The following is a 13,295-nucleotide window of genomic DNA, read 5'->3' on the forward strand; positions in this document are numbered from 1 at the left end:
ATCACCTAGAATCATAAAAAGATCATTTAATAAAGGTTTGTTTCTAAAAAAATGCCTTCTCTCAGCATAATAGATCCTACCCTTCTACCCATCTCAAAACAGGTAGTTATGGGATATGTTTTGGTTCTCAACTTGTAAAATAACATCGCTTCGTGTCCACAATCTCAAGAAATTCGATAATACGGGTGAAGATTTAGAGGATCTCATTTCGATTGGAACCATTGGTTTGATTAAAGCGATTGAGAGCTTTCAGCCAAACAAAGGGACTAAGTTAGCGACGTTCGCTGCGCGCTGTATTGAGAACGAGATCCTCATGCACCTTCGCTCCCTGAAGAAAACCCGGAAAGACGTCTCACTTCATGACCCCATTGGAACGGATAAAGARGGTAAYGAAATWACTYTWATTGATATCCTTGGTACTGAAGCAGATGATGTCGTCGATAAAGTCCAGCTTAAAATTGAAAAAAGCAAAATTTATCGCAATCTCGATATATTGGATGAGCGTGAGCAAGAAGTGATCAAAGGGCGATTTGGTTTAGAGTTTGGCGGCGATGAGCGGACGCAACGTGAGATCGCAAAGGAACTCGGTATCAGTCGCTCTTATGTATCGAGAATTGAGAAGCGGGCGCTTATGAAGCTGTATCATGAGTTTTATAAGGCGAAGCGGTAAGGTTGATGGATCGCAAACTTTATTTAATAGGGCAGGACGATACTATTGAATACACATGATTAGCTATTGCTCAGTAGGATAAGTAGGTTGTGCATTTTAGGGATGGGCGGTTGCAGTAGAAAGCTTAGTTAATGAATGAAAAGACCGGGATTCCATGGGATATGGGTTTCCGGTCTTTTGTGCGATTAGCAGGGCAATCGACCAAGGAGTGAAAGTCGCCATTACACCGCGAGGTGGTGGGTGGGGGACAAATTGCGTTGCTTAGAAACGAATTATGCTTGAAGATAGAATTCTTATCTTATTTATTATTCATGCTGGACACCTCTAGTATGAGGTTGGTCTCTCGGTTTACATGTACATTGTTAAGACTAACTTTAGGTTTGAGTTGGTCGCTTTCTGAATACCATTGATACTTATTACGAATGAAAAACTAAATATTTTTAAAATTTTAAAAATTCAAATAAATATATTGACTAATAAAAAAAGAATCCATTATAATTAATTATAGATAGATTATCGATAATTTATAAATTTTAATTATGTATTAGTGATTCTAAACGCATTCATAAGAAATATTGGAGGAAATATGAATGGGAAAATCAAATGGGAATCGTGTTTATCGTAGTGGAAATGAATTAATCAATCAAATTAATCAAACGATGGTCCCGACAGGGGGGCTAGCCTGCTGGCATTTAGGTCAAGAAAGTATGGTTGTAAAGGGCAATGGGCACATCATATATTTTGATCCATATCTAACTAATTATGTCGAAGAATCTGGACTCGCCGGTCCAAAAGGCAGTTGGAATAGAGACTTTATCTCACCACTCCATCCAGAAGAAGTTTCGAACGCCACGCTGGTTCTCATTACCCATCATCACCTTGATCACCTGGATCCAACTTCGATCGGCCCCATTGCCAAGCATTCAGATAAAGCTATTTTCATCTGTCCATCGCCACACGTATTATTAGTGCAAAATACCGGAGTACCACTAGAGAGAATTATCCCTGCAAAAATTGATGAAGTTATTGAGCTCGATGGTATCCGCATACATCCCATACCTGCAAAACATGAAGAATTCCTGTTAGATGAATATGGTCATCATCAGTTCTTGGGCTATGTTATCGAGTTGAACGGATGCACATTCTACCATGCTGGGGATACCGTTAGTTTTCCAGAGTTACCTGATATTCTAGGGCAATTTTCTATTGATGTTGCATGTCTTCCTATTAACGGGAGGGACTGTAAACGCTTACGTAAAGGGATTGCCGGAAACATGAATTATAGAGAAGCGGCTGATTTAGTTGTAGAAATTAGAGCCGATTTATTCATTCCTTTTCATTATGATCTTTTTCACTTCAATACAGAGAATCCGGCATATGTAGTGGATTACCTCTTCTCCAATTACCCCGGACAGAAGTTCAAAATGATGGTTCCAGGTGAACGAATGTTATATCTAAAGGAGAGATAGTATGAACAGGTTACAGCAAAAAGTGGCGATAATCACAGGAGGAGGTACAGGTATAGGACGGGCGATTTGTGAGGAGTTCGCCAAGCAAGGTGCAGTTGTTGTGGTTGCCGGTGAAAATGAAGAAAATATCAAGGAAGTAGAGCAGTTGATTCGGGGAAAGGGAGGTGAATCATTAGCCCTAAAAGTAGATGTTTCTAATTCTAGGGAAGTAAAGCAAATGATAGAGTTAGCATTGAATAAGTACAAACAGGTGGATATCTTGGTGAATTGTGCAGGAATTCAGTTGTATGGTACGAGTGAAACAATGCATGAACAGGATTGGGACCGAGTGATAGATGTGAATTTGAAAGGAGTGTTTCTCTGTACAAAATATATTCTCCCTATCATGAAAACTCAGCGGAGGGGATCTATTATCCATATCAGTTCAGTAACTGCACACACAGGTCATCCAAACTTGATTGCCTATACTGCGGCAAAAGGGGGCATAGAAGCGATGACGAGAGCCACTGCAATTGAATTTGCCAAGGAAGGTATTCGGTGTAATTCAGTAGCACCAGGGACAGTCAATACGCCAATTTTACAAAGGCATTTGCAAAATCATACGGATGACCCCGAGATGGCTTGGAAAGACTTTCAAAATATTCATCCGATAGGGAGAGTTGCCGAACCAAGGGAAGTTGCTCAGGCATGCGTCTATCTTGCTTCTGATGAAGCGGCGTTTATTACGGGAACGACAATTATGGTAGATGGAGGATATACGGTTCAAGGTATATTACCATAAAGGTCGTTAGTTAGAAATAAAAAGGAGTAGGTTTAATGAAGATTATCGATATACAGTGTTTTATTGTGGATGCTAACTGGAGAAATTTGATATTTGTAAAACTGTATACGGATGTCGGTATTACAGGAGTTGGTGAATGTACGTTAGAGACAAGAGATAAGTCAGTTATGGCAACAATTGAAGACTTCAAACGTTACGTAATCGGTCAAGATCCGAATGATATTGAAAAAATTTGGAATACAATTTACAGAGATGGATATTGGGGTACAGGACCTGTTGATATGACTGCCCTTTCAGGAATTGAACAGGCGTTATGGGATATTGTAGGGAAGAAATATAAGACACCAGTTTATCAGCTTTTAGGTGGGAAAGTAAGAAACAAGCTTAAGGTTTATGCGAACGGTTGGTATTTTGGTTTAACTACTCCGCAGGAGCATGCGGAAAAAGTGGGGCAATTGATCGAAAAAGGGTTTCAGGCTTTTAAATGGGATCCGTTCCGTATTGCTAGTCGAGAAATATCCCATGAAGATCTAGAATATGCAATAGAGTGTGTAGCAGCAGTCAGAAAAGTGGCTGGCCCAAAAGTAGACTTGTTAATCGAAGGGCACGGCAGATTTAATGTTGGCACAGCGATAAAAACAGCGAAGGCACTAGAACCGTTTCATCCATTTTTCTATGAAGAGCCAATACCACCAGATAACTATGAAGCTTTAAAAAAAGTCGCCGATCATGTAAATATCCCCCTTGCGGTAGGGGAGAGATGTTACAGTTTATATCATTATCGTGATTTGCTTAGCCGACAAGCGGTTGAAATAATTCAACCCGACTTAAGTCATAGTGGTGGCATTTTGTCACTGAAGAAAATTGCTGCTATGGCAGAGACGCATTATGTTGGAGTCGCACCACATAATGCCAGTGGTCCTGTACATACGGCGTCCACGATGCAAGTGGATATTACTTTAAATAACTTTGTAATCCAAGAATACTTCCCTTGCGATGTGGAAAAATGTCCGTGGATAGACACTATTGTAGACAATCCACTGATTCCCATAGATGGATTTGTTACGTTAAGTGACAGGCCAGGAATTGGACTTGACATCGTAGAAGAGGTCATTAAGCAGCATCCACCAAAGGAGGGACCAGTTTATAGTCTGTTTAGTAAGGATTCCTTTTTGTTGACAGGTTCGGGGGCAACGGAGGATTCTTCTGTATGGTAACTATTTAAACGAGGTGTTTGAACTCGTTTTTAACTACACTGTATTATCGATAATTTATCGCTAACGTTAAGGGGGTGTTTAAAATTGGGGAGATACCAAGTTATTGAAAAGAAAAGGGGGAACTTGCTCTCCATCGTCCTTATAGATGAGGAAACCAGATGCGAAGCGGAAATTCTTCCATCAGTCGGAAATAATCTATTTCGATTGCAGATTGATAATGAGTCTCTCATGATGTATCCGAGTGAGATAGAACAGTTTGAAATATCAAGACATGCATGCTATCAATATGTAATTCCTGTTTTATTCCCGCCTAATCGAATTTTTAACGGTAAGATGGAATTCCGGGGGAATGATTACCATTTCCCAATTAACGAGGAACCTCATCATCTTCATGGCGACTTGTGCCATAAAGAATGGGAAGTAGTAGAAATGGGAGCGTACGAAGAGGAGGGCGCATTCGTTACATCTGTTTTTGATCTAGAAAAACACCCTGACCTTTTGTATTTCCCTCATCAATACATCTTTACCCTCACCTATCGTTTGAAGAACGGACAGCTATTGATAGAAGGGAAGGTTATTAATGAAGATACACATGAAGCACCATTCTTTCTTGGATTTCATCCCTACTTTTCTTACCCCCTATTGGAAGAACAAAATATGGAATTGATTATCCCTGCGATCGAAGAATGGCCCATTGATTCTCTTGCATTTGTGACTGAGGGGCCTCAAGCATCTCTTATTTGTCAACAACTTCAGAATGGCTTGAAAGTAAGTGACGTACCTAGCATGGGGGGGTGGCTTGTAAAACTGGATACAGGAAACAGACTTTGCAAAATTAATTTTTTAACACGTAGGTTACAGGTGGTTTATGAGCTAGATCCAAACTTTCCATTCCTATTATTGTTTAAGCCAAACTGGGGAACAGGTATCTCATTGGAGCCATACACATGTGTTACTGATGCATTTAATCTGCCTTTTGCTCCCGAATTAACAGGATTGAGATCTTTAAAACCTAAGGAAATTTTTTCTTGCAAATTCAGTATCTCCATGGATCGCATTCTGGATTAAAGTCCATGAAAGTAAGACTGAAGATTGGAGGTTAATCATGACTCAAATGAAAATGACGGAAATCAACAAGAGTACTCCTTCTCGAGTTGAGTTAGGTTTGCTAACTAGAGTTTCAAAAGCAGGGGAGTTGGGAATCTTTTTCGCTCTGGTTATATTGGTAACCATCATGTCCTTTGCGTCCGAGTACTTTTTATCCCCAGATAATATTCTCAATATTCTACTTCATATCTCGTCGATTGAGATCATGGCAGTGGGGATGACGATTGTAATTGTTGCTGGAGAAATCGATTTATCTGTCGGTGCAGTGCTTGGTTTATCCGCAATGGTTACAGCAAGAATGATGACAATGTATGAACTTAACCCTTGGTTATCTGTTTTTCTGGGTCTCGGGTTCGCTAGTTTAATCGGTTTAATTAATGGTTTAGTCATTGTTAAACTAAAAATAAATTCATTCGTAACGACAATGGGAATGATGAGCATTGCGAGTGGATTAACTCTTCTACTAGCGGATGGTGGGGACAACATTCCGATCAAGTCAGACTCAGTGAATTTTTTAGGAAGCGGATACATTGGTATTATCCCATTTCCAATCATTCTGATGATCGTGGTTGTTATCCTAGGTCAAATTTTTTATACCAAAACCGTATGGGGAAAAGAAGTAATTGCAGTAGGAGGAAATGCAAAGGCAGCTAATCTTTCTGGAATTTATGTCGGAAAAGTAAAAATCATGGCTTTTATCATATCAGGATTCCTTGCTGGTTTCGCAGGGATAATAGAGGCTGGTATTGTCAATAGTGCGACTCCTGTCGCAGGCCAAGGAGCTGAATTGTATGTCATTGCTGTAGCGGTTATTGGTGGAGCTAGTTTGGCAGGAGGAAAAGGTAGCGTCATTGGAAGTCTTATTGGAGCACTATTGATAGGAGTATTGCGCAACTCCTTTGTTATGCTTAATTTTCCTCAATCATTTCAAATCATGTCCCTTGGAATATTAATCATAGCTGCGCTTCTTTTGGATCGACTGCGTTCGAGAACAAACTAGAATCGGGTTTCAAAAACAATATTGAAAGGTGGATTCCTATGTTTAAAAAAGTACTCTCTTACTGTTTGCTAGTTATTCTTATGGTTTCAACGTTAATTGCTTGCGGAAAGCAGCCAGAGTCTACAAGTAGTACTCAAGAGGGAACAAATCCGAAGGAAAGTGTATCAGCCCAATCGACTGCTGAATTACCTGAATCGATAAAAAAACTAATTGATGGTTATGTGAAGCCTGTTAATGGAAAACCCAAAAAACACTTGAGAATTGCGATGATTGGAGCGGAAAACGGACCCTTTTGGTACGATGTTAAAGCGGGAGCAAATGTGGCAAACACTGTTCTCAAATCACTGGATGCTCAAGTAGATTGGATTGTACCTGCTGGGGCAGAAAAACTACAAAGCACAGATGTTATTGGCCCTGGAATTGAAACCGCGATTGTCAAAGGATATGACGCAATTGCAGTAATTGGACCGGATGACAGTATTGTTCCTTACATTCAGAAAGCACGTAAAAAAGGGATCCCAGTTGCTACCTTTAACACGGATGCGCGAGCGTTAACTGCTGATGATCGCTTTGTATTTGTCGGTCAAAATTTGTATGAAGCAGGGAGAAAGGCCGGCGAGATTACAGCGGAAGCAATCGGTGGAAAAGGAAAGGTAGCGATCATTACAGGCTTCTTCAATATCCAAGCATTACAAGATCGAGTGAGTGGTTTTACGGACTATATGAAAGAAAAGCATCCGGACGTTAAAATTGTAGGTGTTGTAGAAAACAAAATACAAGATCAAACTTCATATGGACAGACAATAGATTTCTTGACTGCGAACCCTGATTTAAAAGCAGTTTATGTAACAGTGAATGATACTGGAGCAGGAAAAGCTGTCATGGATAAAAAAGCAGATGTCAAAGTAATCGCCTTTGACTACAATGCTCAAGAAATCGAAATGCTTAAAAATGGTGGATTGCATACCATAATTGGTCAAGATCCATTCGCACAAGGCTATAAAACAGCAATTCATTTGTTTAACTATTTGGTAGATGGTACGAAGCCAAAAGATGTAAAAGATTACACGGGTTATCAAGTGATAACCAAAGAAAATGCAAGTGAATTTGAGGAATTAGTGAAAACTTATGAGCTTTTCTACAAGGTTAAATAAATAGTCTTTCGGAAAGGAGGACTTATATGTCTCATCTTCGAATTGAACAGGTGGGAAAGCGGTTTGGTGGAGTTCAAGCGCTCCATCAAGTGAGCCTAACATTTGATAGCACACAAGTGACAGCTCTCTTAGGTCATAATGGAGCGGGTAAGTCAACGCTAATCTCGATTCTTTCTGGAGCAAGCACACCTGATGAGGGAAGAGTAATTTTGGACGGAGAGGTGCTGCAGTTAAAAAGTACCGTTGATGCACGCAGAAAAGGAATCGTCACCATTTATCAGGAACTGTCATTAATCCCATCACTTAGCGTTCAAGAAAACCTCTTTCTTTATGAAAGGTCCAAATCCATCTGGGTAAACTACGGTCATCTATTAGCTAAATATCAAGAGGTTTGCCAAGTTCTTAACATTAATATACCAATAGCTACACCTGTTCACGAATTAAGTCGTGGACAATGCCAATTGGTGGAAATTGTCCGATCCGTAATGAATACGGCCAAGTTTATCATCATGGATGAACCTACTGCATCGTTGAGTAATTTTGAAGTATTACGTCTGTTTGAAATCATTGAGGATTTGAAATGGTCAGGGGTTGGGGTAATCTTTGTTTCCCATAAATTGGATGAAGTTTTACGGATTTGTGACAAAGCCAGCATCTTGAGGGATGGTCAGTTGGTTGCAGAAATAAATCTAGAAAACGTAGCAGAAGATGAGCTTATAACGGTTATGCTCGGCCAAGAAAGTGTACCACAAGAAATTCAAACACGAAATAAGGTTGTTCAGAGCACGCAGAATCCAGTTCTTCAAGTTTCGGACCTCAACATGGGGCAAAAGTTAAAAGATATAAACTTTGAATTATTCCATGGAGAAATCTTAGGAATAACTGGTCTTGTCGGTTCTGGAAGAAGTGAATTAGCGAAAAGTATATATGGTGATCTTAAATATGATAGCGGTATTATTAAATTATATGGGAATAAAGTACAGTTTAATAGACCAGAGGATGCGGTGAAAGCAGGACTTGGTTTCGTCTCAGAAGATAGAAAAGGCGAGAGCTTAATATTAGAGCAGAGCATTAGACATAATATGTTACTTCCTTCGTATAAACACTTGCATAGACTAGGCTTTCTTAGAACAGGAAGCGAAAAGACAGTCCATGATTATGTAGCCAAACTCTCCATCAAACTCAATAATATTCACGACCCAGTTGGAAGTTTAAGTGGTGGAAATCAGCAAAAGGTTGCACTGGCAAAATGGATGATGGTAAAACCACAAATACTAATTCTTGATGAGCCTACTCATGGTGTTGATATGCGATCTGTAAAAGAAATACATCAACTTATTAGAGAATGGTCTGATGAGGGAATGAGTGTCATCTTGATTACTTCAGAATTTAAAGAGGCTAAAGAAATTTGTGATCGGATTCTAGTCATGCACGGTGGCCGAATTGTCTCAGAGGTCACACCAGATACTTCAGAAGAAGAATTAATGAAATACGCTAGTGGTCTAAGAAATGAAACATTACTGAATAGTCAATGTTAATGAGGAGAAAAGAGGAATGATTATGAATGTCGGTACTTCCAAAGAACTTGTTTCCGAAATTATTTGTCGTAGACTACGGACAGATATTATCGTAGGAAAATTAAAGCCAGGAGATCGATTGGTTGAGTTAGAAATTGCGAAACAATTTAATTCTAGTCAGGCACCAGTGAGAGAATCTCTGCAGAGGCTTCAAGAACAAGGGTTAGTAAAGATGGTTAAGCATACTGGAACCTTCGTTTCGGAAATTTCAATCGAGGAGATGAAAGAACTGTTCGAATTACGCAGCCTAATCGAGAAGAATGCAGTAGAAAATGCCACTTACATGATGCGAGAAGAAGATGAACTTGACCTTAAGGCATCTGTATCGCGTATGTTAGAAGCAGCGTCGGAAAGTGATTTATACAAATTGATCGAATGTGATATGGAGTTTCATCAAAAGCTAATTCAGTTGTCTGGAAGAGATACCTCTTACCGTATTTGGCAACTTATCGATGGACAAATCAGGCGGTTTTTAACCATTTCTCATCCGAAGTTTTTTAGAGATCTAAAGGAAGTGGCGCAAACTCATGAAGAACTGCTGGAAAAAATACTCTCTGGAAATGTAATTGAAGCAAGAAAAGCTTGTGAAGATCACATTTTATTGGTCTGGAAAAAGATAGAGAAGTTAAAGGAAAATAGAATGAAGGGGGAAAACTGGAATGCGGATGATTCGCTTTTCATATGAAGGAAAACCGATTATGGCAGCCGTAACAGATGATTTGAAGGTATACCAAGTTCCATATGGTGATTTCTTGGAATTGATAGCTGACGTTAGGGTAAAAAAACAACCAGCCTTGGAACTAGTAAAAAGATTCATTGATCAGAGGAATGAGATCTTGGTTGATTTAGATGAAATCGATTATTTACTTCCGGTAGAAGTCCCTGAGGTATGGGCGGCTGGTGTAACGTACGAAAAGAGTAAACATGCAAGAAACTTTGAAGCAACCAGCGGAAAATTAGATTCACTTACCTTTTATGACAAAGTATATGATGCAGAGCGACCGGAAATATTCTTCAAGTCTACTCTTTCGCGTACGGTAGGGCCAAAACAGGCTGTCGCCCTTCGAAGCGATTCTAGGTGGCAGATTCCGGAACCTGAACTTGGACTGGTACTAAGTAGAGAGGGGGAAATTATCGGATATACAATTGGTAATGATATGAGTTGTCGGGATATAGAGGGCGAAAATCCATTGTATCTCCCGCAAGCAAAGGTATGGAATCAGTCGTGTGCTATTGGTCCAGCAATCCGTTTAAAAGAAACGGTGGAAAACCCTTATGCTCTCGACATTATATGTAGAATTATTCGGGGAGAGGCACTGGTTTTTGAGGGGCAAGCTAGCACAAGCCAATTAAAACGTAAATTGGTAGACCTGGTTTCCTATCTGATGAAGGACAATATTATCCCGGATGGTACAATACTACTCACTGGAACTTGTATAATTCCTCCTGATGACTTTTGCTTGACGCATGGTGATGTTGTGGAAATTGAAATTAGCGGCATAGGACTTTTGCGCAATTATGTGATAGAAAAGGAGAAGGTAGTACATGACAGTATTAGTCAATCCAAGGGTCTATCATAATTATATTAACGGGGAATGGGTCTCAACTGTAACAAATAATGTCGGAGCAAGCATGAACCCTGCAAATTTTCAAGAAGTGGTCGGGTATGTTCAAATGTCTAGTGAAGAAGATGTTAATCTAGCAGTACAAGCGGCAAAAATAGCATCGCAAGAATGGAAAAGGCTTTCCGCACCAGAACGAGGCAATTATCTCTATAAAATTTCGAATATTATTGAAATTGAAATTGACAGAATTGCTGAAACTATGACGAGAGAAATGGGAAAGACAATATCCGAGGCGAAAGGTGAAGTAACTCGTGGGGTTGCAATCCTCCGCTATTATGCTGGCGAAGGAATGAGAAAGGTTGGGGAAGTAATCCCTTCAACTGATCAAGATGCACTAATGTTTACGACCCGATGTCCTTTGGGTGTAATCGGTGTGATCTCTCCCTGGAATTTTCCTGTTGCCATTCCAATTTGGAAAATGGCTCCGGCACTGGTTTATGGAAATACAATTGTCTTTAAACCTGCTCTTGAATCATCGGTAACAGCAGCTCTTATAATCGAATGTTTCCATAAAGCAGGATTGCCTAGTGGTGTTGTAAATTTGGTAACGGGTAAAGGTACAGTGATTGGTCATGCCATTACTAACCATTCGGATGTGAATGGGATAACCTTCACTGGATCCAATCATGTTGGTAAGCAGATTGGCATTGGAGCATTTAAGCGTGGTGCTAAGTACCAACTTGAAATGGGGGGGAAGAATCCGATTATAATTGCGAATGATGCAGATTTACATCTGGCAGTAGAGGCGACTATTAATGGAGGCCTCCGCTCAACTGGACAAAAATGTACGGCTACCAGCAGGGTTATCATTCATTCCGATATCTACGAAGAATTTAGAGATCTTTTGATAGCCAAAATAAAAGAAGTACAGGTAGGTAATGGACTGGATTCTTCTACGTGGATGGGACCATGTGCTAGTGAAAAACAGCTTGAAACCGTCCTAACCTATATTAAAAAGGGCAATGAGGAAGGAGCCAACCTTCTCTTAGGGGGAAAACGTCTAACAGGAGACAGGTATGATAATGGTTTTTATGTAGAACCGACTATTTTTGATCAGGTGGTTCCTTCTATGACAATTGCTAAGGAAGAAATATTTGGACCGGTACTTTCGTTAATTAAAGTAGATTCTATTGAAGAAGCATTAACAGTAGCAAATGATACGGATTTCGGTCTAAGTGCTTCTATTTTTACTAGGGACGTAGGCAATATTTTGAGCTTTATAACCCAAATGGAGGCAGGACTAATTCGAATCAATTCAGAGACGGCAGGTGTGGAATTGCAGGCACCATTTGGCGGAATGAAACAGTCTAGTTCTCATTCACGAGAGCAAGGTCAAGCTGCAATTGAATTTTTTACCTCTGTAAAAACAGTATTTGTAAAAGGATAACAAAGATCCCATACAGGTGGAGTGCTGTGTGTCGCTTATCAGGAAATAGCATTATCGGAGCCACATTTACCTATCTTTCGAAGCTCGGGCGTAGTTAGCGCCGGGGCTTTTTGTGCGCTTGGACATGCGTCATTACTCTAAAGGAAATAAAGGGGGAACTCAACTAGGAGCGCTCAACACTGGCAGTGTGAGGGTCGCGGGTTCAAATCCCATCAAGTCCACTAACTTCTAAATTAAACGGCAAAGACGTCATTTTTATTTACATATTAGCAAGCATAACATTATTGTCCTATTTCAGAAATAATGTTAATATCAGGATTTAGTGAGCAATGTTGTACTGAATTAATCAGTATAGTTAGCTAAGCAAGAATAAAATTCAAAGAGGGATTTTTCTAATGATTAGTATGAAATATAAAAATGGGTATCCGATTTTACTTGGAGCAATTTCGTTGATCATTTTCGGATTGATTTTGGCAAATGGGATTCAAGCTGTATTTATCGTGATGGATTAGCCCGCAAGCCAATTCTTGCTCTCTTCTCCACTACTTCTTTGCATATTTGTAGGAGTGGTACAGGGATTTTGTGAAGAAGCAGGATTTTATTATGTGTTTAGTCATCAGTTAAAGACATGGACTGGTTGGAAAACTCCTTTGCTGTTTGGAGTTGGAAGATGTGGATTGCATCTAATATTTGATACATCCAGTATTATAGCCATTGGATATTCCACCAATCAATTCCTATTAGCGTTATGTATAGTGCTCATATCGGATATTGGGCTATTTGGGCTAACTTTTATGGACTATACGGCATCCAGAATACATCGTTTAAAATGGCTATGTGGTTTGGCGATTATCATTCATGCGATATTGAATGGCGGTCTATATGCCATGGAAATTGGCTATATTTCTGCAGATGTAAACGAGAGCAATATTTTTAAAGTGTGCATTTCTATTATTGTTATATTAATAGGTTTTATTATCTACAAAAAAATAAAATTAAATGACCGTGCTTTACAGATTTAGATAAAAAGAACCGAATAATATCGGTTCAACAATAGAGCAAACATGGACACGTACATGATTGTTGTCACTGTCTATTCGACACATGTGGTGTAGGTAAACAGATTTGTAAAGTGACATCAGGTTGTGTTCACAACCTCAAAAAATTCGATAACACAGGTGAAGATTTAGAAGATCTGATCTCCATCGGAACCATTGGGTTGATCAAAGCAATTGAAAGTTTTCAGCCGAACAAAGGAACGAAGCTGGCTACATTTGCTGCCAGATGTATTGAGAATGAAATACTTAT

13 protein-coding genes are annotated in these 13,295 nt (G+C 39.5%); all 13 read left to right on the forward strand.

The annotated features are described in order from the left end of the window. Positions 1 to 115: 115 nt before the first annotated feature. Positions 116 to 670 (forward strand): RNA polymerase sporulation sigma factor SigK, encoded by a 555-nt coding sequence (gene sigK, locus AC1DOK_RS07790; RefSeq protein WP_477553679.1) that lies wholly within the window; start codon positions 116 to 118, stop codon positions 668 to 670. A 590-nt stretch (positions 671 to 1,260) separates the two neighbouring features. Then, positions 1,261 to 2,139, forward strand: a complete 879-nt coding sequence (locus AC1DOK_RS07795) for an MBL fold metallo-hydrolase (RefSeq protein WP_477553680.1) — start codon at positions 1,261 to 1,263, stop codon at positions 2,137 to 2,139. A gap of 1 nt (position 2,140) precedes the next feature. Further along, entirely contained in the window at positions 2,141 to 2,920 is a 780-nt protein-coding gene (locus AC1DOK_RS07800) for an SDR family NAD(P)-dependent oxidoreductase (RefSeq protein ID WP_477553681.1), read from the forward strand. Positions 2,921 to 2,955: 35 nt separating this feature from the next. Next, a complete protein-coding gene (gene dgoD, locus AC1DOK_RS07805; RefSeq protein ID WP_477553682.1) occupies positions 2,956 to 4,137 on the forward strand; it encodes a galactonate dehydratase in 1,182 nt (393 codons plus the stop codon). A gap of 84 nt (positions 4,138 to 4,221) precedes the next feature. Then, positions 4,222 to 5,205 (forward strand): aldose epimerase family protein, encoded by a 984-nt coding sequence (locus AC1DOK_RS07810; RefSeq protein ID WP_477553683.1) that lies wholly within the window; start codon positions 4,222 to 4,224, stop codon positions 5,203 to 5,205. A gap of 37 nt (positions 5,206 to 5,242) precedes the next feature. Beyond that, positions 5,243 to 6,244, forward strand: a complete 1,002-nt coding sequence (locus tag AC1DOK_RS07815; protein ID WP_477553684.1) for an ABC transporter permease — start codon at positions 5,243 to 5,245, stop codon at positions 6,242 to 6,244. Between the two features lie 38 nt (positions 6,245 to 6,282). After that, on the forward strand, positions 6,283 to 7,398 hold the full coding sequence (locus tag AC1DOK_RS07820; protein ID WP_477553685.1) for a sugar ABC transporter substrate-binding protein: 1,116 nt from the start codon (positions 6,283 to 6,285) through the stop codon (positions 7,396 to 7,398). A 26-nt stretch (positions 7,399 to 7,424) separates the two neighbouring features. After that, on the forward strand, positions 7,425 to 8,936 hold the full coding sequence (locus tag AC1DOK_RS07825) for a sugar ABC transporter ATP-binding protein (RefSeq protein WP_477553686.1): 1,512 nt from the start codon (positions 7,425 to 7,427) through the stop codon (positions 8,934 to 8,936). A 16-nt stretch (positions 8,937 to 8,952) separates the two neighbouring features. Beyond that, on the forward strand, positions 8,953 to 9,660 hold the full coding sequence (locus tag AC1DOK_RS07830; protein ID WP_477553687.1) for a GntR family transcriptional regulator: 708 nt from the start codon (positions 8,953 to 8,955) through the stop codon (positions 9,658 to 9,660). Beyond that, positions 9,635 to 10,555 carry a fumarylacetoacetate hydrolase family protein gene (locus tag AC1DOK_RS07835; protein WP_477553688.1) on the forward strand — a complete coding sequence of 307 codons (921 nt, stop codon included), beginning with the start codon at positions 9,635 to 9,637 and terminating at the stop codon, positions 10,553 to 10,555. Before AC1DOK_RS07830 ends, AC1DOK_RS07835 begins: the two co-directional genes overlap by 26 nt. After that, complete coding sequence (gene gucD / locus AC1DOK_RS07840) at positions 10,521 to 11,987, forward strand: alpha-ketoglutaric semialdehyde dehydrogenase GucD (protein ID WP_477553689.1); 1,467 nt, start codon at positions 10,521 to 10,523, stop codon at positions 11,985 to 11,987. Before AC1DOK_RS07835 ends, gucD begins: the two co-directional genes overlap by 35 nt. Positions 11,988 to 12,514: 527 nt before the next feature. Next, positions 12,515 to 13,009, forward strand: coding sequence for a hypothetical protein (locus tag AC1DOK_RS07845; protein ID WP_477553690.1), 495 nt, complete (start codon positions 12,515 to 12,517; stop codon positions 13,007 to 13,009). A gap of 101 nt (positions 13,010 to 13,110) precedes the next feature. Continuing rightward, positions 13,111 to 13,295 (forward strand): sigma factor (locus AC1DOK_RS07850; RefSeq protein WP_477553706.1); only part of this gene is annotated, 185 nt, incomplete at its 3' end.

The sequence above is a fragment of the Paenibacillus sp. P5_B5 genome (assembly GCF_056400365.1).

Bases quoted from the DNA above. Each gene is read 5' to 3' on its own strand.
- AC1DOK_RS07800 (WP_477553681.1), top strand. From the start codon at position 2,141: ATGAACAGGTTACAGCAAAAAGTGGCGATAATCACAGGAGGAGGTACA.
- AC1DOK_RS07825 (WP_477553686.1), top strand. From the start codon at position 7,425: ATGTCTCATCTTCGAATTGAACAGGTGGGAAAGCGGTTTGGTGGAGTT.
- AC1DOK_RS07815 (WP_477553684.1), top strand. From the start codon at position 5,243: ATGACTCAAATGAAAATGACGGAAATCAACAAGAGTACTCCTTCTCGA.
- AC1DOK_RS07820 (WP_477553685.1), top strand. From the start codon at position 6,283: ATGTTTAAAAAAGTACTCTCTTACTGTTTGCTAGTTATTCTTATGGTT.
- dgoD (WP_477553682.1), top strand. From the start codon at position 2,956: ATGAAGATTATCGATATACAGTGTTTTATTGTGGATGCTAACTGGAGA.
- AC1DOK_RS07795 (WP_477553680.1), top strand. From the start codon at position 1,261: ATGGGAAAATCAAATGGGAATCGTGTTTATCGTAGTGGAAATGAATTA.
- gucD (WP_477553689.1), top strand. From the start codon at position 10,521: ATGACAGTATTAGTCAATCCAAGGGTCTATCATAATTATATTAACGGG.
- AC1DOK_RS07830 (WP_477553687.1), top strand. From the start codon at position 8,953: ATGATTATGAATGTCGGTACTTCCAAAGAACTTGTTTCCGAAATTATT.
- AC1DOK_RS07835 (WP_477553688.1), top strand. From the start codon at position 9,635: ATGCGGATGATTCGCTTTTCATATGAAGGAAAACCGATTATGGCAGCC.